20 protein-coding genes and 1 tRNA gene are annotated in these 24,590 nt (G+C 51.2%); 12 read left to right on the forward strand and 9 right to left on the reverse strand.

The genetic code is table 11. The features are described 5' to 3' along the window. Positions 1–371 precede the first annotated feature (371 nt). The 6 genes from clpX to PsW74_RS13765 form a co-directional block, all read right to left on the reverse strand. Complete coding sequence (clpX, locus tag PsW74_RS13740; protein ID WP_063289032.1) at positions 372–1,637, reverse strand: ATP-dependent Clp protease ATP-binding subunit ClpX; 1,266 nt, start codon at positions 1,635–1,637, stop codon at positions 372–374. Between the two features lie 257 nt (positions 1,638–1,894). Then, positions 1,895–2,530 (reverse strand): ATP-dependent Clp endopeptidase proteolytic subunit ClpP, encoded by a 636-nt coding sequence (gene clpP, locus PsW74_RS13745; RefSeq protein ID WP_063289033.1) that lies wholly within the window; start codon positions 2,528–2,530, stop codon positions 1,895–1,897. A 348-nt stretch (positions 2,531–2,878) separates the two neighbouring features. Beyond that, the gene (tig, locus tag PsW74_RS13750) at positions 2,879–4,225 is read right to left on the reverse strand and encodes a trigger factor (RefSeq protein WP_063289034.1); all 1,347 of its coding nucleotides are present in this window, start codon (positions 4,223–4,225) and stop codon (positions 2,879–2,881) included. Positions 4,226–4,458: 233 nt separating this feature from the next. Beyond that, positions 4,459–4,541: transfer RNA gene (locus PsW74_RS13755), tRNA-Leu, on the reverse strand. 201 nt (positions 4,542–4,742) lie between these two features. Beyond that, positions 4,743–5,102 carry a hypothetical protein gene (locus PsW74_RS13760; protein ID WP_063289035.1) on the reverse strand — a complete coding sequence of 120 codons (360 nt, stop codon included), beginning with the start codon at positions 5,100–5,102 and terminating at the stop codon, positions 4,743–4,745. Positions 5,103–5,301: 199 nt separating this feature from the next. Beyond that, positions 5,302–6,822, reverse strand: coding sequence for an NAD(P)H-hydrate dehydratase (locus PsW74_RS13765; RefSeq protein WP_244271762.1), 1,521 nt, complete (start codon positions 6,820–6,822; stop codon positions 5,302–5,304). A gap of 210 nt (positions 6,823–7,032) precedes the next feature. Between PsW74_RS13765 and PsW74_RS13770 the strand changes: the two genes are divergently transcribed. The 3 genes from PsW74_RS13770 (at position 7,033) to PsW74_RS13780 (ending at position 10,660) form a co-directional block, all read left to right on the forward strand. Beyond that, the gene (locus PsW74_RS13770; RefSeq protein WP_208860435.1) at positions 7,033–7,482 is read left to right on the forward strand and encodes a type III secretion system chaperone; all 450 of its coding nucleotides are present in this window, start codon (positions 7,033–7,035) and stop codon (positions 7,480–7,482) included. A 13-nt stretch (positions 7,483–7,495) separates the two neighbouring features. Further along, positions 7,496–8,785 (forward strand): protein kinase, encoded by a 1,290-nt coding sequence (locus tag PsW74_RS13775; protein WP_063289037.1) that lies wholly within the window; start codon positions 7,496–7,498, stop codon positions 8,783–8,785. A 171-nt stretch (positions 8,786–8,956) separates the two neighbouring features. Next, a complete protein-coding gene (locus PsW74_RS13780) occupies positions 8,957–10,660 on the forward strand; it encodes a protein kinase (RefSeq protein WP_063289038.1) in 1,704 nt (567 codons plus the stop codon). 41 nt (positions 10,661–10,701) lie between these two features. Here the strand turns inward: PsW74_RS13780 and PsW74_RS13785 are convergent, their stop codons facing one another. Then, entirely contained in the window at positions 10,702–11,151 is a 450-nt protein-coding gene (locus tag PsW74_RS13785) for a VOC family protein (RefSeq protein WP_063289039.1), read from the reverse strand. A 404-nt stretch (positions 11,152–11,555) separates the two neighbouring features. Between PsW74_RS13785 and PsW74_RS13790 the strand changes: the two genes are divergently transcribed. Further along, a complete protein-coding gene (locus PsW74_RS13790; protein ID WP_057461792.1) occupies positions 11,556–11,894 on the forward strand; it encodes a P-II family nitrogen regulator in 339 nt (112 codons plus the stop codon). A 121-nt stretch (positions 11,895–12,015) separates the two neighbouring features. Continuing rightward, complete coding sequence (glnA, locus tag PsW74_RS13795) at positions 12,016–13,425, forward strand: type I glutamate--ammonia ligase (protein WP_057461793.1); 1,410 nt, start codon at positions 12,016–12,018, stop codon at positions 13,423–13,425. 202 nt (positions 13,426–13,627) lie between these two features. On the opposite strand, the gene PsW74_RS13800 is transcribed toward glnA, so the two are convergent. Further along, positions 13,628–14,224, reverse strand: coding sequence for a YceI family protein (locus PsW74_RS13800; RefSeq protein ID WP_063289040.1), 597 nt, complete (start codon positions 14,222–14,224; stop codon positions 13,628–13,630). A gap of 167 nt (positions 14,225–14,391) precedes the next feature. On the opposite strand from PsW74_RS13800, the gene PsW74_RS13805 reads away from it, so the two are divergent. The 4 genes from PsW74_RS13805 to PsW74_RS13820 all read left to right on the forward strand — a co-directional run bounded on the left by PsW74_RS13805 (position 14,392) and on the right by PsW74_RS13820 (position 18,275). Further along, positions 14,392–14,817 (forward strand): MarR family winged helix-turn-helix transcriptional regulator, encoded by a 426-nt coding sequence (locus tag PsW74_RS13805; RefSeq protein ID WP_063289041.1) that lies wholly within the window; start codon positions 14,392–14,394, stop codon positions 14,815–14,817. Positions 14,818–15,521: 704 nt separating this feature from the next. Then, positions 15,522–15,905, forward strand: coding sequence for a VOC family protein (locus PsW74_RS13810; protein WP_063289042.1), 384 nt, complete (start codon positions 15,522–15,524; stop codon positions 15,903–15,905). 193 nt (positions 15,906–16,098) lie between these two features. Beyond that, the gene (gene tyrS, locus PsW74_RS13815; RefSeq protein WP_063289043.1) at positions 16,099–17,352 is read left to right on the forward strand and encodes a tyrosine--tRNA ligase; all 1,254 of its coding nucleotides are present in this window, start codon (positions 16,099–16,101) and stop codon (positions 17,350–17,352) included. Between the two features lie 161 nt (positions 17,353–17,513). After that, positions 17,514–18,275, forward strand: a complete 762-nt coding sequence (locus PsW74_RS13820) for a methyltransferase domain-containing protein (RefSeq protein WP_063289044.1) — start codon at positions 17,514–17,516, stop codon at positions 18,273–18,275. Here the strand turns inward: PsW74_RS13820 and PsW74_RS13825 are convergent. After that, positions 18,268–21,438 (reverse strand): AsmA-like C-terminal domain-containing protein, encoded by a 3,171-nt coding sequence (locus PsW74_RS13825; RefSeq protein WP_063289045.1) that lies wholly within the window; start codon positions 21,436–21,438, stop codon positions 18,268–18,270. The genes PsW74_RS13820 and PsW74_RS13825 overlap by 8 nt on opposite strands. Before the next feature lie 296 nt (positions 21,439–21,734). Here PsW74_RS13825 and bcp point away from each other — a divergent pair, with 296 nt between their 5' ends. The 3 genes from bcp (at position 21,735) to PsW74_RS13840 (ending at position 24,498) form a co-directional block, all read left to right on the forward strand. Next, on the forward strand, positions 21,735–22,232 hold the full coding sequence (bcp, locus tag PsW74_RS13830; RefSeq protein ID WP_063289046.1) for a thioredoxin-dependent thiol peroxidase: 498 nt from the start codon (positions 21,735–21,737) through the stop codon (positions 22,230–22,232). Between the two features lie 3 nt (positions 22,233–22,235). Next, complete coding sequence (locus tag PsW74_RS13835; protein WP_063289047.1) at positions 22,236–23,123, forward strand: ferritin-like domain-containing protein; 888 nt, start codon at positions 22,236–22,238, stop codon at positions 23,121–23,123. 154 nt (positions 23,124–23,277) lie between these two features. Further along, complete coding sequence (locus PsW74_RS13840; protein ID WP_063289364.1) at positions 23,278–24,498, forward strand: M23 family metallopeptidase; 1,221 nt, start codon at positions 23,278–23,280, stop codon at positions 24,496–24,498. Positions 24,499–24,590: the final 92 nt, after the last annotated feature.

The raw sequence follows: 24,590 nt of genomic DNA on the forward strand, positions 1-24,590 counted from the left end.
ATTTCGAGGGCCGAATTCACTCGCCCCAAAACGGGCACAAACAAATTCGCCAAGCTGCGAACTAGACCTATTAGGTGGAGACACCGCCTCCAAGTGTCAAGCACTCCGCTTCCAAGTCTTTCAGCGATCTGTTGATATTATAAGCTTTTTTCCTGTTATCAGGAGCGTATAACACCGTTTGATCGTCCTCACACTTAAGCTGGAACACCATCCTTCCCGGTCTTGGTTCGCGTTTACGCAGAACACTCATACGCATCATCATGCTAGACACATGAGACAAAAAATGGGCGGCACTTTTTTCAAGAAGTTACCGCCCAAATTAAACTCAATACCCGTGAGCGAAGCCTACTGGCTCATCAGTCCCCATCGCCTTACGCGCTGGTTGCTGAATTCTCCGCACGATCCTCGTAAATGTACAAAGGACGCGCATCGCCGTCGACCACCTCACCGGAAATCACAACTTCCTTCACACCCTTAAGGCCAGGAAGCTCGTACATGGTTTCCAGCAGAATTGCTTCCAGAATAGAACGCAGCCCGCGAGCACCGGTCTTACGTTCAATTGCACGTCGGGCAACTGCCTTCAGAGCGTCTTCATGGAAGATCAGCTCTACGTTTTCCATTTCGAACAAACGCTGGTACTGCGCAACAAGCGCATTCTTAGGTTCACTCAAGATGGACACCAGAGCGTCTTCATCCAGATCTTCAAGAGTTGCAATAACCGGCAAACGGCCAACAAACTCAGGAATAAGACCAAACTTCAGCAGATCTTCTGGCTCAAGCTCAGAGAACAACTCACCGGTCTTGCGATCTTCAGGTGCAAGCACAGAAGCAGCAAAGCCGATAGAGGTTTTGCGACCACGGTCAGAAATGATCTTGTCCAGACCAGCAAATGCACCACCGCAGATAAACAGAATGTTTGTTGTATCTACCTGCAGAAATTCCTGCTGCGGATGCTTACGACCACCTTGCGGCGGAACAGAGGCAACAGTCCCTTCCATGATCTTCAGCAGTGCCTGCTGAACACCTTCACCAGAAACGTCACGGGTGATGGATGGGTTTTCTGCCTTGCGGGTAATTTTGTCCACCTCATCGATGTAGACAATACCGCGCTGCGCACGCTCAACATTGTAGTCTGCGGACTGAAGTAGCTTCAGAATAATATTTTCAACGTCTTCACCAACGTAACCCGCTTCAGTCAGCGTGGTTGCGTCAGCCATCGTAAACGGAACATCCAGAATTCGGGCGAGCGTTTGTGCCAGATGGGTTTTACCACATCCGGTAGGACCAACCAGAAGGATGTTGGACTTAGCAAGTTCAACATCGTTGTTCTTGGAGGCGTGATTCAGGCGCTTGTAGTGGTTATGAACCGCTACAGACAGAACCTTTTTGGCTCGGCCCTGACCAATCACGTAATCATCAAGAACACCACGAATTTCCTGAGGTGTCGGAATCCCATCACGAGACTTCACAAGCGAGGATTTGTTTTCTTCGCGAATAATGTCCATGCAGAGTTCGACGCACTCATCGCAGATGAATACGGTCGGACCCGCAATCAGCTTACGGACCTCATGCTGGCTTTTTCCGCAAAACGAGCAGTAAAGCGTATTCTTGCTGTCGCTGCCGCTGGCTTTGCTCATGAGATATAACCCCGCATCGTTTCAAGGGACACAGCCCCTGTTAGAATTCTTAGTTCGACAGCGATACTTTCGCCGCGACGTTCTACTGACTTATCGCGTTTTGTGTTCCGCTTCCAGAGGGAAGCTTTGGAAATCACTAATAGCCATTCTCTTATGCGATATTTGGCTCGCAATAATCAACATTCCTTTAAGCCTCGCACGCAAAGTTCATTCCCTGTTAAAAAAACTTGCGCACGAGTTACTTTAAAAAACCGGCTTTAAGCTGGTTCGATAACGTTTAAGCTCTCGCGATTTTCGATAACGTTATCAATCAGACCGAACTCTTTCGCCGCATCTGCACTCATAAAGTTATCACGTTCAAGCGCTTCTTCAACAGCGTCAAGAGTCTGACCTGTATGAGAAACATAGATCTCATTGAGGCGACGCTTCAGCTTAAGAATTTCCTGTGCATGCAGCATAATGTCTGCCGCCTGCCCGCGGAAACCACCGGAAGGCTGGTGAACCATGACGCGGCTGTTTGGCAAAGAAAAGCGCATACCCTTTTCACCAGCAGCCAAAAGCAAGGAACCCATGCTTGCAGCCTGACCGATACAAAGAGTTGAAATCTTCGGACGGATAAACTGCATAGTGTCATAAATAGCAAGACCACTGGTCACAACACCACCCGGGGAATTGATATAAAGTGCAATTTCTTTGTTCGGGTTTTCCGCTTCCAGATAAAGCAACTGGGAACACACCAGTGTAGCCACAGTATCTTCCACAGGACCGGTCAGGAAGATAATGCGTTCCTTCAACAACCTTGAGAAGATATCATAGGCCCGCTCACCCCGGTTGGTTTGCTCTACAACCATTGGCACCAGGCTGTTCGTGAAATACTCAACAGGATCGGTCATGCGTCATCCATTTTAAATATGCAGAAAGCTTCGTAAAGCTCGGTAACTTATCCGGCATTCCGGTAAGCCTGCAAGAAACTTATGTCGAAAAAAGCGCCACGCCCACCCACGGGATGTCGCCCTTGTCTTAAAGGCACTTGCCAAAAGGTAAAGCCACAAGGTTTATGGAGTGTTTCCATAAGACCCGATACTCTTATCCCAATTATAAGGGAGCTTAAAGACCACATTGGGCCTATGCACTTAAGACGGCTTCAGATATTTCGGCTTTCCACCTCAAAATTCAAGATGTCAAAAAAGAAAAAGGGGGCACAAGGCCCCCTTTCCGAAATTCTTGGGTAATTCCAACAATTATGCTTCGTCTTCATCCTGAGCCATCAGCTCTTCTTTAGACACAACTTTGTCGGAAACTTTCGCGAGTTCCAGAATGTAGTCCACAACCTTCTCTTCGTAAATTGGGGCACGCAAGGAAGCGAGAGCCTGTTCGTTATTCTTGTAGAATTCGAACACCTGCTGTTCCTGACCTGGGAACTGACGAACGCGATCGAACAGAGCCTTCTGAACTTCTTCGTCGGTAACCTGAACTTTGTTCTGCTCACCAACTTCAGAAAGAACCAGACCAAGGCGTACGCGACGCTCAGAGATCTTACGGTATTCAGCTTTAGCGTCGTCTTCGGTTGTTTCTTCGTCTTCGAAGGTTTTACCGGACTGCTGCATGTCAGCTTCAACCTGCTTCCAGACACCATCAAATTCTGTTTCCAGAAGCTTCTCAGGCAGTTCGAAGGAGTACTCTTCGTCCAGCTTGTCCAGCAGAGCGCGCTTTACTTTCTGACGGGTAGCTGCACCGAACTGGCTTTCAATCTGGCCACGAACGATTTCTTTCAGCTTCTCAAGGGATTCAAGACCCAACTTGGTTGCCATTTCATCATCAATGGAAACTTCGCCAGCAGCTTCAATGCCTTTAACGTCGATGTCGAAGGTAACTGCGCGACCAGCAAGGTTTGCTGCGCCGTATTCTTCAGGGAAGGTCACGTCGATGACTTTTTTGTCACCGATTTTCATGCCAACGATCTGCTCTTCAAAGCCAGGAATGAACTGACCAGAACCCAGAACCAGCTGACCGTTCTCATCTTCACCACCTTCAAATGGCTCGCCGTCAAGCTTGCCGAGGTAATGCATGGTAACGCGGTCACCGTCTTCAGCAGCAGCACCTTCTTCGCGCGCTTCAAATGGACGGTTGCTTTCTGCGATCTGCTTAACCTGCTCGTCAACTTCGTCTTCGGAAATTTCAACGATTGGGCGTTCAAGTTCAATCGCAGAGAAATCTACGATGTCGAACTGTGGCAGAACTTCATAGGAGATGGTGTAAGCGAGATCTGCTTCACCAGCCAAAACTTTCTCAGCATCATCGTCAGAAAGATCGATTTCTGGCTGAAGAGCTGGCTTTTCTTTGCGCTCTTCAATGGTCTTAGCAGTGGTTTCGTTGATCAGGTTACCGATCAGCTCACCCATTGCCTGACGGCCATGAACTTTCTTGAGATGAGAAACTGGAACTTTACCCGGACGGAAGCCGTTAATGTTTACCTTTGACTTCATGTCATTAAGATATTCATCGAGGCGGGTCGCCAGATCCGTCGCCGGGATAACGACTTTGAGTTCGCGCTTTAGGCCCTCGGCCAGGGTTTCTGATACCTGCATGGTCTTTGCTTCGTCCTTGATTTAGGACGCGTACCGACAAACCAATATGGTTTGTCCCAGCACGGTAAACATAACACCAATTTCGAAGGGGGGAAAACGCTTCGGGAGAAAATCCCTCAGCTCTTATCCGCCTGACGAAAAGGTGAGCATAAACCGAACCTCGACAACGCCCTCAACTTTTCCGTTTCCGATAAGCTACGGTCGTTTATTTATGCACCGTATCACCGGGGATATGGTGCGGCTGGAGGGACTCGAACCCCCACGGTCTCCCGCTAGAACCTAAATCTAGTGCGTCTACCAATTTCGCCACAGCCGCGTTGGAGGGGTAGCTAAATGGGAACCTAAGAGAAGTCAACCACCTAATACGCTGTTTATGCCCAGTTCTCGGTTTTCCACGCCATTTCTACCTATGAAACTGTGCATTACGACAATCCGGGGCTTATTTCTCACGGAGGAGATCGCATCACATCCTTTTTCTTTTCTGGCTCGTGCATTGCCAGCCAGCAAGCCACTCCGCTCACTCACAAAGTGGCGTCAGAACCCGCTGCATAAAAGCCGCGCCTTTTTCGGTCAGATACAACTCCCGGCGGCGACCATCCGTTTTATCCGCCTCAACACGGGCATAGTTATGTCCGCCACGCACATCCTTGTGCCCTTCGCACCAGTAATAGATGTTGCGGGTCGCAGTTCCTGATTGGTAACCAATCTTCTTTTGAAGGCCATGAGGATGGATCGTCACCCCCTCCTCCTGATGAACGGCAATTTCAAGCAATGTCAAAACCGTCGAGACCTGCATTTTAGCATCATGGTCTTTAAACGGTGCCAGCGCCTCGATGATCTGGCGGAGTGCTGCAGAGTGCTGTGTCGTCTTGCTCATAAGAATATCCGTAATATCGTCCCGAAGGCGAAGACGATCACACGTTTTACGCGCAACCCTCCCCCTTCTCTCGTCTGCCTATCGCATTGCTTGTCTCACTAAATGATACGCATGACGTTTCGTAGATCAATTATCACAAATATTGATGATTCCCACCAGATATCTCAGCAGCTAAACCCATCCCTTGGGCGGGGAAGCTTTAAAAATCACCCAAAAATTGAACCAGCTCGGTGAGCACATCCGGAATATGCGAAACCAGATCTTCCGCAATAAGCCCGGCTCCGGCAATTTCAGCGGCCCGGCCATGCACCCAAACACCTTTCGCAGCGGCCTCATAGCCACCAAGTCCTTGCGCCAGATATCCGGCAATCACACCCGCCAGCACATCACCAGACCCAGCTGTTGCAAGCCAGGGTGTGCCACTGGCATTGATGGACACATGCCCCTCAGGGTCTGCAATCACCGTATCCGCCCCCTTCAGCACAACCACAGCACCAGCCTGTTTCGCGGCCTTCTTGGTGCGCTCCACTTTGCAATCTGTGGACGTGGGATCATACAAATCAGGAAACAAACGCCGGAACTCACCCTCATGAGGTGTGAGCACAACACGCCCAGCGCAGTCAGAATCCGCAATGTAGGCAAACAAGTGCTCCGGCTTTTCCTCAAAGGACGAAAGCGCATCCGCATCCAAAACCACACCGCGCGCTCCGGAAAGACACTCAGCAACCCGCTCCTGCGTCTCGCGGCCAATACCGGCTGCCGGTCCGATCACCACGGAGTTGAGCCGCTCATCTTCCAAAATACGTTCAAAGTCGGCAATACGCTCAGCCGGGCGGATCATGATACTCGTCAGATGCGCTGCATGGACCAGAGCCGCCTGCTCCCGCGCCACCACAGTCACAAGCCCGCTGCCCGCCCGCTGTGCGCCCAGCGCAGCAAGACGGCTCGCACCAGTGGCAAACTTGGGACCACTCACAACAACAGTGTGCCCCCTGTTATATTTATGCCCTGCCACAGCTGGCTGATCGGGAAGATCTCCCCAAATCTTGTCGCAGTTGTAAAAAGCGGTTGGCCCAATCTTCTCTAAGACAGCATCCTCCAGCCCGATCTGCTCAATAACGATCTCACCGCAATGTCCCCGGCCCGGATAAAGGTAGTGCCCCGGCTTGGCACGAAAGAACGTCACTGTCATATCTGCATGCACAGCCTCACCCAGCACAGCGCCGCTGCGGCCACTCACACCGGAGGGCAGATCAACTGCGACACATTGCGCCGGACTGTCATTGATGTGCTGCACCAGCGCCAGAACTTCATCATCTAAAGGTCGAGAGAGGCCCGCACCAAACAAGGCATCAACAACAACGTCGTCCTCACCCAGCTCTTCCAGCGCGGCCCGCATGTTATCCATTGAGGTTAAATCAAGATCCATCTCATCATAGGCAAGCTCCGCATCGCCTTCGAGAGTTTCCGGGTCACACACCAGCCCGACAGAAACATTAAAGCCCTCATTGTCCGCAAGCTGCGCAACAACAAAGCCGTCTCCGCCGTTGTTTCCCGGGCCGCAGAACACAAGAACCCGCGAATAGGGATGCAGAATCTGGCGCATCACCTCAAACACAGCCTTGCCCGCATTATGCATCAACTCAATACCGGGAAAGCCACCCTCGATGGTCAGGCGATCTGCCTTCTTCATCTGCAATGGTGTCAATAACTCATGCATAAAGCTCTCCATTTCCCTATTCGTCAGGCTCTGAGAAATTTATTACCCATTATCCCTAAGAAATTGGTTCATCATTACCCAGCTGCCGCGACGTTTTTTCGATCACGAAAAATCACAAAACATAAGCTAGTGCTAAAAGGCACAGATTTAAGAGGCACTTCCTGAGTAAATGTTGATACCAGCGCACCACTTTGGGAAAACTACGAAAACATGCACGAGAGACGAGCCCACTACGACCAGCTAATGACTGCTTTCGCACGACGTCTGGGTATGACCACCCAGCCTGATACTGGACTATTTCTTATTGAAGAAGCAAACGGAAGTCGTTGGTCGGTCGAACTCAATGAAAGCTCGGATCTCATTTATATAAGCACCAGCCTCCTTCTTGCAGAAGATAAAAACACACTGAAGGCGGCTTTGGAGCTCAATCAGGATGTGGACCTCCTTCGCGGAGCGTTCCTCGGACTGTCTCAATCTGGTGACTTGCAACTGAATGCTCAGGCCACACTCCGGTTCACAGATGACCTTGCACTGGAGAACACACTGGTCAACCTGATGCAAATTCGCGAGCAGGTATGCGCACGGCTTTCTGAAACGAAATCCACCCAAACCTCCAAAGCCGTAGAACCGGACTGGAGCACGACGTCTATTCGCCTGTAAAGGTCTCTCACCCATGCATTCCGTCAACTCTCCCAAGCATACTCCAGTTGATCAGAGCCAACTCCAGAACGACGTAAGTGCACAACAAAACTCTGCGCCAAAAAAATCAGAGAAGTTGGAAGCGCGCGGCGTGTCTGTTGAGACCCAAAAGGGCTCAACACCGCCAACAACAAGCAATACGAAGCCCCTCGACACCGCTTCAACTGAAACGCTCGCAAACCGGATAAAGCCACCGAGCCAAACCAGTTCAGAAAGTGTAACGCAGGAGGCGACCGCCCCTTTTGAAGCAGACCGCACCGCGCTTGAGCAAAACGCCAAGCGCCTTGGTGCTGGGGCCAATGGTGACGTTTATCTTGTCAATCAGGACGGCAAGTCCTTCGCGTTTAAAGTCGCAAGCACCGAAGCCGGTTGGCACGCCCTGCAGCAAGAAGCACAGGTCTACAGCAAACTTGCCCAGATCGGCCCTCACGATAATATCGTCAAAAGCATGGGCATCGTGGAAGTTCAGGGCGTACAGGGCCTCGCCCTTGAGCATGTGGAAGGCTACGAAGCAGGCAAGCTCTTTACCACTGCCGAAAAGCTTTACACAGACAACAAGCTCAGCCACTCCCAGTACTGGGGCACCGTGCAGTTCATTATGCGCGATGTTTTGAGCGGCGTGCACCATCTGGCACAGGCAGGCATCAGCCACAGCGACATAAAGGGTGGCAACCTCCTTTATGACAAGGAAAGTCAGGCGATTAAAATCGTCGACTTTGGCAGCGCTGCAAAAATCGGTATTGATCCTGTCACTATTGGCACTCCGGACCATTCAGCTCCGGAAGCTCTTTTGTCTCTTCCACACAAAGATGGAGACAAACCACGCGCCAATGAGAAGCAGGACACCTTCGCCGTTGGTCAGATGACCTACCGCGCAGGCGAACATGCCGAGAATTTATTTGGTGCACAAAATACTGGTGAACCAGCCGCACTTGGCTTTGCAATGCATTCCAAACTTCGAGATATCGAGCGCCGCGGTGAGACCATTGAGTATCAGGCGCTCAATCAGGCCGATGACCCAGCCGTTGCAGGCACACCGGGCCATTTCGGCAAGGGCGGCGAAACTGCTTATGTTGAGTTCATCAATATCTCAACCCTGCTGGACATCGATGTGCGTGGCACCGCAGAAGAGCTCCTGAAGACCAACTTCATCTCTGACCCTTTGTGTCAGCCAGACGAAGCCCGTCAGGTGATCTCAGGCCTCATGACCAAGATGGAAGAAGACCACAAGGCAGAACTCGCAGCTCTCATGCAACAAACCTGATCTGCTCCTTGCAATGATAACCATCAGAAAGCCGGCCTCGTGGTCGGCTTTTTTGCTGCACCCCTTCAGGGACATTTTAATCACATCTCTCCATTTCGATACACCTTAACAACATCGCCTCTGTTTACAGTGGAGTGAGCAAACGATCGCAAACAGCTCAAGACCTGTAACATGACAAAGTCGCCTCGCCCTCTTCAGAACCCGTCGAATGATCCATCAACTCAGGATGCCCAGATCAGCGCGTGGGCAGACAATGTCATCACCCTGCTGGGCCTGAGTGAAAGTTCGGCAGAGGACGGCCAGACAGAACCCGTTTTCGACCATCCACACATAGCCACCAGCAGCCGGTTCACCGTCAGCGACGTCGAAGAAATCAGCTCTTCAGAAGACGAGGAGAGCGATGACGAGTTGGAGCAATCACCTACCGCCACAGCCTCGCCCGCCAACAGGTTCACAGTCAGCAGCGTCAGCGAACCAAGATTCTCCGAGGATGAAGAGAGCGACACAGAGCCGGAACAACCTCAGCCCGCCGCAAGCCGGTTTGAAGTCAGCAATGTGGACGAGGACAGCCCCTCAGAAGATGAGTTGGAGCAATCACCAGCACCCACAGCTTCCCCCACCAACAGGTTCACAGTCAGCAGCGTCAACGAACCAAGCTTCTCAGGGGATGAAGAGAGCGACACAGAGCCGGAACAACCTCAGCCCGCAGCAAGCCGGTTTGAAGTCAGCAATGTGGACGAGGACAGCCCCTCAGAAGACGAGTTGGAGCAACCACCAGCACCCACAGCCTCGCCCGCCTACAGGTTCACAGTCAGCAGCGTCAGCGAACCAAGCTTCTCCGAGGATGAAGAGAGCACGGAAGCACCAACAACAATGGCTCTCCCCTCCGACAATCTCAAACGCGCCAAACGACTGGGCGCAGGATCTTTCGGGGAAGTGAGCTTGTACACGGACGAGAAAAGCGGAAAGTCCATTGCGTTCAAGACCGCACGGTCACAAAAAGGCAAAGACGCCCTGCAAAAAGAAGCCCAGATCTACGGGAAGCTGATGGCCGCAGGCCCGCACAAGAACGTTGTACAGTGCTACGGAATACACGAGATCGACGGTGAAACCGGCCTTGCTATGGAATACGTGGAAGGCTGTGAAGCAGGTGACCTTTTCGAAGGGGCCGAAGAACTCCTCCAAGAGAACAAGCTCAGCCACTCTCAATATTGGGGCGCCTTACAGTTCATGGCGAATGAAGCGATTGACGGTCTGAAGCATGTCAACGCGGCAGGCATCAGTCACAATGACATCAAAGGGGGCAACATCCTGTTCGACAAGAACAGCCAATCCCTCAAGATCGCTGATTTTGGCTTTGCAGGCACCATTGGAGAAGATCCACTGGACTTCGGCACCCCGGAATATTCCAGCCCGGAAGCCATCGCAGCCGCCTTCAAAGACGCAGAGGATCGTGACCGCCTGGACGATAAACAGGACGGCTATGCCGTTGGCCAGATGGTATATGGCGGAGGTGAAGGTGAAGCCAATCTTCTGGGCGCGCCGGATTGCGACAGCCCTTATGCATTCGCTCTCCATGTTGTGCGCAAATTGAGCAACTCAAAATCCCAAACCGGCGAAGAAAACAGCCCGGAGAAAGCCCTCACGCCAACAGATGATCCTGATCTGGCTGGAGAGCCTGGTTATTACAACGAGAGTTACGAGTCTGAGTACGCCCGCTTCGTCAACAATTCCATGCAGATAGATCCGAAGAAGAGAAGCAGTCTGGACGACATGCAGCAAAGCCAGTTTTTACAGGACCCGCTCCTGCAACCGGACGAAGCGAAAAAAGTCCTCGACTACATCATGCAGCAAACCAGCTCCAAATCTGCATAGGGTAAAAGCTAGCTTCATACGATCAGAGCTGGGCAACACGCCTAGCGATTGGACTTTGGCGGCTTCTTCTTCGCATTCCTGGCAGTCTCCCGCTCATCACTGGCAATCACCACATCCTGAGGCTGGGAAAGCTCAATCAGATTGCCGTCGGGGTCGCGAATGTAGACAGACAGGATCGGCGAACTGGCACCTGTGCGGAACACAGGCCCCTCCACAATCGTCACGGCGGCAGCACTCAACCGCGCAATGGCCGAATCCAAACTCTCAACCAAAAAGCAAAGATCTGCGGTCCCCGGCACCTGTTCCTGTGCGATCGGAGTATGATCCACATCGATGGGCTGAAGGTTGATCTTTTGCTGCCCAAAATGCAGGGCCCGCCGCCCGCCTCCGAATATGATCTCCTCCATACCCAGTACATCCTGATAAAAACGACTGGTACGTTCAACATCATGAACGGTAAGCACGACATGGTCGAGAGAAACCAACCTCATCACTCGCTCCTTCAAGCGCATGCCAAAAACTGACTGTCAGCTTCCATAGGAACACGCAAAATCTGCAACAGCTTTTTCACGACCAACCATAACCCTGCCTTGCATAAGGAACCAACTCCTAGTTTCAGGCGAGATGAACAAAAGGTACACTGCCTATTTTTTAACCATTATGCGCAGTGTTTGTGCACCAGATATATTTCAGATGCAGTTTCCCATTATTATTAAGGGAGCAAACTGCCCGCTTTCGCGGCTTTTTAAGAAAATTTCAAAACTGGCACGGTTTCTGCATTCATATTTCCGTAAGTTTTGAATCGCGAACTTTCTGCACACGCGCTGATCATTTTTAAGAGCATGCCAGATCAGCAGCGCACGCAGATACAAGACGAACTGAGAGTGTGAAGACCATGAAGAAAATTGAGGCGATCATTAAGCCGTTCAAACTGGATGAAGTGAAAGAAGCACTTCAGGAGGTTGGTCTTCAGGGGATCACCGTTACCGAAGCAAAAGGATTTGGCCGCCAGAAGGGTCATACAGAACTCTATCGTGGCGCCGAGTACGTGGTGGACTTTCTGCCAAAGGTTAAGGTGGAAATCGTTCTCAACGATGATCTTGTAGAAAAAGCTGTAGAAGCCATTCGCGACGCCGCACAGACCGGCCGCATTGGTGATGGCAAGATTTTTGTCTCCAGCATCGAAGAAGCAATCCGTATTCGTACGGGAGAGACGGGCGAAGACGCTGTTTAACCCAGAGTTTCACTAGGAAATCACGAGGACTGAATGAGTTAGGGGCGACGATCCCACACGCTTGGTCTTCCAGTTTACAACACTGCGCCACTGGCGATTTTAATAAGAGGAATAGGAAGTTATGACAACCTCCGCTGATGTCTTGAAAGAAATCCAGGAAAAAGACGTAAAGTTCGTAGATCTTCGTTTTTCTGATCCGCGCGGCAAGCTGCAGCACGTCACCATGGATATCTCCCAGGTGAACGAAGACATGTTCGCAGAGGGCGTCGCATTTGACGGTTCTTCTATCGGTGGTTGGAAAGCAATCAACGAATCCGACATGATGCTGATGCCAGATCCGGAAACAGCTCATATCGACCCATTCTTCGCGCAGTCCACCATGTCCATCTTCTGTGACGTTCTCGACCCACGCACAGGCGAAGGTTACAACCGTGACCCACGCATGACAGCCAAGCGCGCTGAAGCCTATGTGAAAGCATGTGGCGCTGGCGACACCGTATTCGTTGGTCCGGAAGCTGAATTCTTCATCTTCGACGACGTTCGCTTTGCAGCAGACCCGTACAACACCGGCTTCAAGCTGGATTGTTCCGAACTGCCATCCAACATGGACAGCGAATACGAGTCCGGTAACCTCGGTCACCGTCCACGCACAAAAGGCGGTTACTTCCCAGTACCACCAATTGACAGCGCGCAGGACATCCGCTCCGAAATGCTGACCGTCATGTCCGACATGGGCGTTAAAGTTGAAAAGCACCACCACGAAGTGGCAGCAGCTCAGCACGAACTCGGCATGCAGTTCCAGACCCTGACAACCTGTGCTGACCACATGCAGATCTACAAGTACGTGGTTCACCAAGTTGCACACGCTTATGGCAAGTCCGCAACCTTCATGCCTAAGCCAGTCTTCGGCGACAACGGCACCGGCATGCACTGCCACTTCTCCCTATGGGAAGACGGCAAGCCAACCTTTGCTGGCAGCCAGTATGCTGACCTTTCCGAGAATGCTCTGTACTTCATCGGCGGTATCCTGAAGCACGCGAAATCTCTGAACGCATTCACCAATGCGTCCACCAACTCCTACAAGCGTCTGGTACCGGGCTATGAGGCTCCAGTTCTTCTGGCATACTCTTCCCAGAACCGTTCCGCATCCTGCCGTATTCCATTCACATCTTCTCCAAAGGGCAAGCGCGTTGAAGTTCGCTTCCCGGATCCTTCCGCAAACCCATACCTGGCGTTCGCTGCACAGCTGATGGCTGGCCTTGATGGCATCAAGAACAAGATCCATCCTGGCGATGCAATGGATAAGAACCTGTATGATCTGCCAGCAGAAGAACTCTCCGAGATCCCAACTGTTGCAGCATCTCTGCGTGAAGCTCTGGAATGCCTCGATGCAGACCGTGAATACCTCAAAGCAGGCGGCGTATTCGATGACGACCAGATCGACGCATACATCGAACTGAAGATGGAAGAAGTCATGCGCACAGACATGACCCCTCACCCAGTTGAGTTCGACATGTACTACTCCGTCTAAGTTATGAAGGGACTGCTTTAACTCCAATGCACCTATGGCGTATCCATAAGACGAGCTTCGGCTCAAATCAGGATACGCCCTTCAAAAGCAGTCCTCTCATCTAGGCACAATAAAACCCCGGCTGGTCTCAGTCGGGGTTTTGCTTTTTCCATCACCCGGATCTCATCTGGCGATACAAACCTGCATCAGCAAAGCAGAGAGCTTACCAGCCGCCTTCTCTCATCTCCGCAGAGATCTCAAGACGCACCCGGTCACTGGTCAATGGCGCAAACTTGCCAACACCAAAGTCACTGCGCAAAATCGCTCCCTTACCCTCTACACCTATCCACTGCCCCTGATAGTAATCAAAGTAGCTTCCCAGCGGATGCGGGCCATTGTGTTTGAGCTGAAAGTCCAGTTCCACCGGATGCTTTTGGTCCCTGATGGTCAGATCCCCTACCAAGGTCACAGCTGTTGCTCCGGTTTGTTTGACGGATGTGGACACAAACGTGATCTCAGGAAATTTCTCCGCGTCAAAGAAGTCAGAGCCTTTCAGATGCTCATCCAGCGGCTCAACACCCGTATCCACGCTTGCCGGATCAATAGTCACACTGACTTTCGTTTCTTCAATCTTTGCCGGATCAAACTCCACTTCCCCGCCAACAACCTTCCACTCACCAGACTGCTCTGTCAGTCCCGCATGATTGTAGTAAAACCGAACCTCGGTATGGGTCGGATCAAATTTGTAGCTCGCGGCCTGCGCTGACGCTGTGAATGCAAGCGATGCCGCAACAACGGCGAATTTCGTGAAATGCCTCATGCTTTTCCTGCCTCATATCCCTGTTTGTCACATAAAAACTGCAGTTTCCTGCAAATACACACTCATTAACCTATTGATTTTTATTATGTTAATATATATGCATGTATATACATCTAAATGAATTAAAACCATTTTCAAGAGCGGAATGCGCAAATAACGAGGATGTGATGTCTGTCAGCAAAGAGTCAGTTTCTCTCTGGATCGCTCTCAACCGAGTGCAAAAGACCATCTACACCGATATCGAAGGCGCCTTCAAAGCAGAGCGTTTCCCCCCTCTCTCCTGGTATGACATCCTCTGGGAACTGGAGAACGCACCCGATGGCCTGAGGCAATTCGAGCTGGAGCAACGTGTCCTCTTTCAGCAGGCCAACCTCTCCCGTGTTATCCAGTCGCTTGCCAAGGCTCAGCTGGTCGAGAGCAAACCCGCCCTCAAGGACAAGCGCGGCAAGACCCTTTTCATCACCTCAAAGGGAAAAGATCTCCGCGCCCAGATGTGGCAAACCTATGAGCGCATGCTGGAAGAAAAACTCGATACAAAAATCAGCAAGGAAGGCGCGACCCAACTCGCAGCAGCCTTGAAGGCGCTAGTTTAGATTTTTTCATCGACCAGTGGGTCGCGACAGTAAACAATGGCTTTACGCGCAACACAGCGCCTCTACACAGCAACGCAAGAAAACACGAAAGAACGCAAACCAACGCACATTAGAGCGCAAAGAGGATATGTCATCACCACGTCACGAAACTGCGTTTAAGTGCAATGAGATTATCAGTATCTGACCGTGCTGATTAGACCCGCATACTCTTCAAAGGCGATCCTCTCGGATCGCCTTCTTTTTCGCGCTTTTTTGGAAAAATAGAGCGTCTTCACTAAGGCAGCACTAACTATTTTCTCCCCCATCCCTTGAAAGAAAACCCAAGCGTTCCTAAGTTAGGTACAGGTCAACAAAAGGAGAGCCAATGACTCCACCGGACCTGCATGTTGTACGGTTTTTATAAAGGCAATTCGGTACTTATGAAGACCCTCTGCAAGATGCTACAATATAGCAAGACTACAAAACGGCCTGAGCGACCGAGCGTCATCAGACGGTAAGCACGGATCGAACCCGGACGTACACGGGCGGAAATCATATCAAACGCCCCAGCATATAGCCTTGAAACGGTAAATCGCGGCGATCCGACTATAAAAGCAAAACCCCGTTTAGACCTTCGAGAAGGACGCGGGGTTTTCTTTTGGCCATTGCAAAGTATTTCGCACCCTCTAAAATATACCAATTACATTCATATTTTAGAGAAAACAATGACTGCAGCAGCCGACACAATTGAACTTCTCCCCACGCTCCCTTCCCTCAACATTCAGGAAACAAAAGCGTTTTACGCAGATAAGCTCGGCTTTTCCAACGTCGTTTACGAACAGGACGACTTTCTGATTCTGCGCAGGGACACTTTAGAAATCCACTTCTGGCTCACCACAGAAAAGCACCTGTGCAACAACAGCAGCGTTTATTTCCGTGGAGGGCCCATCGTCGATCTTCACGAAGAATATCGCAAACTCGGTCTTCCAGAGGACGGCAAGAGCGAACCTCGCTTCACGCAACTCACCAGACGCCCCTGGGATATGGAAGAGTTTTACATCCACGACCCTCACGGCAACCTATTGAAATTTGGCCGCATTCCGCTCTGAGCAGAACAGAGAGGAAACACACCTTCGTTGCCGAGAACTCACTCAACACACCTCAGCACCAAATTCGCCGCACAATCTCAAATCCCCAACACAGCTTTTAGGCCTTGCCAGAAAAAACGAGTGAATCCCGCTGAAAACTCAGGTATAGACCTTTCAACTTGGAAATACTCAGTAAATTGAACAGGCTTGACCAATGAGCTCATATAAATCCGAATTTATGCGGACAATGGAAGAACGCGGCTTCCTGCACCAACTCTCTAACGCCGAAGGTCTGGACGAACTTTGCGCGAAAGAGACCGTAACCGCATATATTGGCTTTGACTGTACAGCCTCCAGCCTGCACGTTGGCTCCCTTGTACAAATCATGATGCTGCATTGGTTCCAGAAGACCGGCCACCGTCCGATTACCCTCATGGGCAGCGGCACAACACGCGTTGGCGACCCGACTGGCAAAGACGAAAGTCGCAAAGTGCTGACCGATGAGGACATCGAAGGGAACAAAAACGGCATCAAACAAGTCTTTGAAAAGTTTTTGCAATTCGGTGACGGCCCATCTGATGCAATGATGATGGACAACGCCGACTGGCTGCTCAAACTCAATTACATGGACTTCCTGCGTGATGTTGGCCGCTATTTCTCCGTCAACCAGATGATCCAGCGCGACAGCGTGCGCCTGCGTCTGGAACGCGAGCAGCACCTGTCGTTCCTCGAGTTCAACTACATGCTCCTGCAGGGCTACGATTACCTCGAAATCCACCGCCGCACAGATTGCCGCCTGCAGATGGGTGGCTCTGATCAGTGGAGCAACATCCTCTCTGGCGTGGACCTTGGTCGCCGTCTTGCAGACAAAGAACTGTTCGCCCTCACCACCCCGCTGCTCACCACAGCATCCGGTGCCAAGATGGGCAAAACCGCAGCAGGCGCAGTATGGCTCAACGCAGACATACTCAGCCCCTACGATTACTGGCAGTTCTGGCGCAACACCGAAGATGCTGACGTTGAGAAGTTCCTGAAACTCTTCACTATTCTGCCAATGGACGAAATTAAGCGTCTGGCAGGTATGGAAGGTGCTGAGATCAACGAAGCTAAAAAGGTATTGGCAACCGAAGCAACCGCCCTGCTCCATGGCCGTATCGAGGCTGATAAAGCTGCTGAGACAGCTCGTAAAGCGTTTGAAGAAGGTGCGAATGCCGCTGGCCTGCCAACCATCGAGATCCCGTCAGCAGAGCTGAAAGAAGGCCTCGGCGTCCTCAACGCTTTCGTAACCGCTGGTCTATGTTCTTCCAACGGAGAAGTCCGCCGTAACATTAAAGGCGGCGCTGTACGCATCAACGATAAAGCAGAGCAGGATCACAACCGCTCTATCACTGACGCTGACCTGACCGATGATGGCGTGATCAAGCTTTCCCTTGGCAAGAAAAAACACGTTCTTGTAAAGCCAGTCTAACAGTCTGACTAAACACAATATCTTTGAAAAAGCCGGGTCTTGCTCCCGGCTTTTTCTTTGCCTGCAAAACACTGCAAGTTTATGCAATTGCAGCCAGTCAACTGCACCTTGAGCTAGCCCTGATAGCCTAAACTGCTGCCCTTGTATTCAGGAGCAGCCCCATGGCGATGCAGGATTGGAACGCACAGCAATACTTGAAGCACGCAGCCTATGTCGCAGACTTTGGGCAAGACGCACTTGAGTTGCTCGCTGTGCAGCCCGGAGAAAGCATTTTGGACCTGGGATGCGGCGAAGGCACGCTGGCCCAGGAAATCCAAAGCCGGGGGGCAATCGTAACTGGCGTTGACACAGCAGAAGACATGCTCCTGCAAGCGAATGAGAAAGGTATCAAGACCTGCCTCATACCTGCTGAAAACCTCAATTTTGACAAGGAGTTCAACGCAGTTTTCTCCAACGCAGCCCTACATTGGATGCAGGATTACAAGGGCGTCATCCGCGGTGTTGTGAAAGCTCTGAAGCCGGGAGGTCGGTTTGTTGGTGAAATGGGATGCGACCGGAACTGCCGCATCATCCGATCTGCAATGGAGAACGTGTTCGCCGAAAACCCTGCTTTCGGCCCCTACAAGAGCCCCTGGATTTTCCCACCACCCGAAACGTACATGCGCGCGTTGAAAGAAGCAGGCTTCTCAGTCACTTATCATACCGAAATCGAACGCAGGACACCGCTGGAGACAGGAATGAAGGGATGGCTGCAACTCTTTACCAGCAGCCTCACAGAGCAGCTGAGCGAGGCTAATAAGAAGCGATTTTACAAAGAGACAATCAAGCATCTCAAACCGCTACTTTATTCGAGAAGCAAAGGCTGGGAAGCAGACTACGTTTGCATGCGCTTTGCAGCCTACCTCCCTGTGACCTCTACTTAAATTCAAAGATACGGCGGAACACACCCGGCGCAATTGCAGAGACCGGGTTGACCTGGAACTTAGGCTTCTCAAAAGTACCATCCAGCTTATAGGTCACTCCAAACAGCCCTTCATCAGAAGAACCTCCACCCAGGATAAGTCCGATCACCGGCAGTTTCGCAAACAGGTTGTTCAAGGCATAGGCAGGAACAAACGTGCCAGCCATATCCAGCTGACGGCTCTTCAGATTGGCATTCCCGCTAAAGGTCCCACCAATGATAGCACCGCTCAACGTTCCCTTGGAAACATTCAGAATGTCTCCTCTGCGCGAAAACTGCATGCGCATCTTTTGGAAAGACGCCTCACCAGAATTCACTGCAGCAGAATACACTTCACTGTTCCGCGTTCCGCGGATTTCCTTCGGCTCGATCCCTTTCAGCGCTTTAATCGCAGGATCTTCGGTGATGGAAAAATCATTTACAGTCAGCTGACCAGCCCAGTTGGTATCAGTCGGCATCTGGATATCCAAACGCCCGTTACCACCGCGCATACGAGGGAACAGATCCATAAATCGCAGGAATTCACCGGCATTGTTCAGCTTGCCTTTTGCAAAGCGATGCTTCCCCTCACCGCCAACAGTGAAATTGAACTGACCACGGCTTGAAGTTGCGCCCGAAACAGCAAGATTAACAGCACTTACCCCACGAAAGAGCCCATCAATCCGCACATTCTGAGCCTGTACACCTCTAAAACCGATCAGGCGCCTGAATGTCAGGTCAACCGCAATCACATCTCTTTTGCGCTTTGCCGAAGCAGCTGCATTATCGGCCCCAAACGAATCCAACAGGGCACGGCCATCAAAACGGTCCGCATTCATGACAACCTGATACCCACCACCACGGCGTGGACGAATGGTCATCTTGGCTTTGTCAGTGGGGCGCAGATTGAACGCGGAGAAGTCTGCAAGCGCCAGCTTTCCATTGCCATCAATTTTCAGATTGCCACGAACTTCAACACCTTCAGACAGGAATGAGAAGTTATGGAGCGTCCTGGCATTGCCATTTTTTGTCACACGGAACCTTGCGGTTGCACGTACTCCAGATGCCTTGCTCCAGCCTACCTCACGAACGTTGATGACAGCTTTTGAAAGGTCCAGTTCAAACACCTGCGCGCCGCCACTGTCTTCATAGCTGACTTTCACAGAGCCTTTGACATAGCCCTGAAGATCAACACCGTAGTCTGTCAGATCTTTGGCATTGGCAACAAATGTCACGCCCTGACGGTCTTCAGCTCCACTGCCATCGCGGCTGGTACTCAAATCAATCTCAGACTGGAAGCCATTCAGCTTCCCCTTGCCGGAAATCTGGGTTTGCTTTGTATCCGCCTGAACGATCAGGTTTGCATTTTCGATGGTCTGGCCTGAGATTTTCGCTTTACTGCTGAAGTCCTTCAGATCCAGATTAGCCCGCCACTCAACATCTTTAACCTTGAGGTTCTTGAGGAGCGGGAACGAGGCTTCAACACGGACTTCACCCATGCCAGAAAGGTCTGCTGGCACGACACTGAAACCCTCTAACGCATTTATAGGTTCAGCGTCAGCTAGCACACCCAAATCATCGGCACGCCCCGTCAGCAGCACAGACAATTCAGCAGGCAGAGCGCCTGGTGTTGCGATATTCTTGATCGCAAACTGAACCTCTGGCACCTTAACGATGTTCCCGTCTTGCATACGGAAATGACCATTGCTGCCGGAGATCAAAAAATCTTCATTCTCGATCTTGCCAGTCCCGGTGAGATCGCGCACCACAGGCAGAGTTTTGAGCGCTTTGACTGAGCCGTCAATCACATCAAAGGATGCTGTAAGGCCGTCTCCCTGCCACGCAGGCGTACTCCGGTCGCCATCAAAGGCTTCTGGCCCAAGCGCCAGATCCAAGGCAATGTTATCAACCCGGCCAGGGCCGAGGTGATCAATCAACCAGTTTCGGGTTTTTGGTGCTGTAACTGTCGGCCAAACCTGCAACACTTCGCCAAAGCTCAGGCTTGGGCTGTAAACAGAAAGCGCAAGGGACGGTCCCGGTTTCCCGTAGTAGAATGATCCCGCAACATTGATGTCAGCATCAAGCCCGACAGCACGGGCCCGCTCAATAGAAATCAGGGAGTTCGTCGGATCAAACGTCCCTGATGCATATGCATCCGGAAACAGCAGAGGCGGCGATTTAACATCAGCAGGCGCCAATACGATCTCTCGGGAACCAAGCGAATAGTTCCATTCTGCACCTTCAGTTACCGGTGGCTGCACAACTCCGCCAAACACAACGCGCGTGTTTTTACGGCGCAGATAAGATCGCCCGATAATAATATCGGGATTATCGCGTTGCAAATTGAGATCCAGGAATGCTTCGTCGACGGTAATAGAATTATCTGGAGCAGTGCGGATGAAGATTGGAGAGGTACGAACATTCATATCCGCACCAACAAACTCACCGGTCGCCCAAAGTTCAGCATTCGCTTCAACAAACAGACGCGTATTCGCCAGCTTGTCATCACGAGCAAAACTGTGCGTTGGCAACAAATCTCGCAGCGAAGCATCACGCAGATTGACGGAAATGTTTCTCGCACCAGTTTCAGGTGTAACAGTGCGCTTCAGATCCCATGACCAGTCGCCTTCACGGCCCACGATCTTAGCATTTACTGCAAAGGAAAGATCATCCAGCAGCACGGCATTTGCATCAATACCATCAGCGACAAACTCTTCACCCTGCGCGTTGATCACCAGTCGACCGTACTCAATAGCAACTTTCTCAAGATGCCAGCGTTTGAGCTCCTCAACAGCAATCACACTAAACTTATCGATCGCTACCACGCGGTTTTGCACTCGCGGCAAAGGCTCCGATCCACTCGCCAGCTTGATCGTTGCAGAAGGCCGTTCCAGCGCGACACTGGTGATTTCCAGATCACCGGTCAGCAGCCCAGATAGATTGATGCCGATTTCGGCTCGTGGGAGCAACACAGTCGCAGCAGTACGACCTTTGACGCGAATAAGGGAGTCTTCCAGGAGAATACGACTGCCGTTTTCACCAAACAGATCAAACTGCGCACTACCAACGGTAACGTTTAGCGCTTTGCTCTCAAACTGTTTGATTGCCCAATCCACGAGGTAGGGAACAGAAAACGGGCCACTCATCACCCGGTAACCGCCAAAACCAAACGCTATAAAGAGAAAAACGCAAACAACACCCCATATTACGCATCGCTTAAAACGACGTGTAACAGGAGAGCTCTCAAGCTCTGCTGTATTCCCAACATCAACAGCCAGAATCTCATTCCCTGTTTTAGTGGTACGTTCGATTTTGACCGAATCGTAACCTGCGATAGCATCGCGTGATCACAGGTGCTCTGCAAGATTAATTGCTTATCTACACCATACTCAAAAAAACGGCGTCCCAAGAGACCAAATGGCACCCCAGGAGCAAATAAAGAATGCCTGATACGAAAGATGCGACACCTTCCTTACCGCAGGAAGGCATGCTGGCACCGGATTTTACCTTAGCCACAGATTCGCAAGGACAATTCACTCTATCAGAACAAACTGGCCAGTCGGTCGTCGTTTATTTTTATCCAAAAGATGACACACCAGGCTGCACAAAAGAAGCAATTGCCTTTACCGAAAATGCGGCTGAGTTTGAAAAACACAATGCTGTTATCATCGGCATTTCGCCCGATACACCACTAAAGCATGACAAGTTTAAGGCGAAACACGGACTTAACGTCACACTTGGGGCAGATATCGAGAAAGAAGTTTGTGAGGCCTACGGGGTTTGGGTGGAAAAAAACATGTACGGAAAGAAGTACATGGGCGTTGAACGCTCCACATTTCTCGTTGATAAAGAAGGCAAGATTGCCAAGATTTGGCGTAAGGTCCGCGTTCCCGGCCACGTCGAAAAGGTCTTGGAAGAATTACAAGGTCTGAGCCAGTAAAGAATGCCAAAACTTCCGGGCAACAATGATGCGGATGCGTTTGCAGGGCAAGCGCATCTCACCCTCCCTAAAAACACCAGCGTAAAGTCTCTTAGAGACGGCGCTCGCCAAATCCTCGAAACACCTGATTTGGATCTGAAAGTCGCGCTTGCGTATTACGTTGCAAATCAATGGTTCAAAGGCGCCCTGTCCATTTCCCGTGGCACAAGCGAAAGGCCCATGCCGGACCGCCCTGGTCGCCCGGCAAAACCCGAACTTCTTCCACCACGAGACATGCCCAAACGCGCAGTTGGAGGGAAAAACGGCAAGATCGCCCTGCTCCATTCTCTGGCACACATCGAGCTCAATGCCATAGATCTCACCTGGGACCTGATCGGCCGCTTCACCCATGTGCCCATGCCGCGCTCCTACTATGACGACTTCGTCCGCGTTGGATTGGAAGAGGCAAAACATTTCACACTCATTCAAGAACGCCTTGCAATGCTTGGGCACGCCTATGGCGATCTGCCAGCCCATGACGGTCTTTGGCAAGCTGCCCAGTCAACCGGCAAGGACCTGATAGCACGTTTGGCAATTATTCCACTCGTGCTCGAAGCCAGAGGCCTCGACATCACCCCATCCATGATCGAGAAGGCTAACGCAACTGGCGATAAAGACACTGCCAGCGTGTTGCAGGTGATCTATCACGATGAAAAAGGGCATGTTGCCTATGGAGCGAAATGGTTCCGCTTCATGTGTGACAGGCACCGTGTACGTCCTGAGCCACGTTTTCAACAGCTCGTAAAACAACATTTTAAAGGACCACTGAAGCCCCCGTTTAATGACAGAGCAAGATCTGAAGCAGGCCTTACTCCGGGCTTCTATCGACCGCTCATCAAATTGACCCAATGATACACTGCACTTAGACTTTATTAACCATAACTAACTTTAATTGAATTTAACAAATCATTTCCAGTAGGCAAACTGAGCAAGTGGTCATCCGATGAAGTTTTCCAAGTGCAGTGAGTTTTCTAACAATTACAACCAATTGAAATTGGATGGCCCAATGTGGCTTTCGCGCATCACATCTGAGCTGCGCGTAATTCCTCCGATGGCCTATTGGATTTCCGGTCTTGCAGCAACGGCGGTCGTCTCCGCAGTATTGGCAAGCAGCTTTCAACAGTCTCTCAGCGAGATGCGGCTTAATTCAACATTATCCAGAGAATTAGCGCTCCGTGAAAACTATGAAAGCGAAATTCGGGATCTCAAATTTCAGCTCGGTGAGATGCGCGGACGGTTGGATCAGGACACATCAGGTCTCAACGCTCCTGCTCGCAAACAGCAAGCGCAGCTATTGCGGCAGTTTCAGGAAATTGAAGCACTGGTTACGCTGGCGGAGCAATCAAACCTTGTCCTCTCCGCTATCCCGCCCTCTCCAAAGCGCAAACCTCTTCAAAGAGATGTCAGCGCAACCAATACCAACAAACTATCGTTTGCATCACAAAAAAGTGGTGCGCCATTTGATATTCTGAAAACACTGTCAGGCAAGCAGTCCACCGTCCCACAGCCAGCTGCCCCTCACAAAGGCTTCTATGCAAAGCAAGCACAAGGGCAACTCTTGCTCACCGCTTACACTCAAGCAGCTATGGATGACATTAAACGTGCAAACACGCTGCTTAAGAAAGCCGGCGTTGCACAGCCTGTCTTTGTCACCCCAAGTTCATCTGCTGGCGGCATCTATCAGGACATTGGGTCTGCTGATTTAGATAGCAGTATGATTGCTGCGCGCCGGATCATTGAACAACGCATTGAATTGAATACGAAAGTGGATGCTCTGCCATTTGGCCGCCCACTCTCCAGCTTCAACATCTCCAGTGCGTACGGAGCCCGAACAGACCCGTTCCTCGGCAAACCTGCGATCCACACTGGCCTGGATTTCAATGCACCTCGCGGAACCTCAGTCAAAGCAACCGGCACCGGCATTGTCTCACTCTCACGGTACAACGGCGGCTACGGCCTTTCCGTGGAAATCGTACACGACAACGGCCTAGTTACCCGCTACGCCCACATGCACAAGCTACTCGTTAGCGAAGGCCAGCGCATCAATATGGGCGATATTATAGGTACTGTCGGCAATACGGGTCGCTCAACAGGCCCTCACCTCCACTACGAGGTGCGCCTCAACGGCAAGCCAGTCAATCCAATGCGCTTCATCCGCACCGGCGACAGGCTAGCAGCAATTTTCAAGCCCAAAAAACAAACCAAAATCGCACTCAATCTGCCTTAATGCTCCAAAGCAACTCCTTAATGTCGCTTCACTTGCAATACACATGAGCTAACATAGGTTAGGTCCATACTTAGCCTATTTCTTCAACCGTT

This window comes from Pseudovibrio sp. W74 (assembly GCF_001623085.1).
Classification (GTDB): domain Bacteria; phylum Pseudomonadota; class Alphaproteobacteria; order Rhizobiales; family Stappiaceae; genus Pseudovibrio.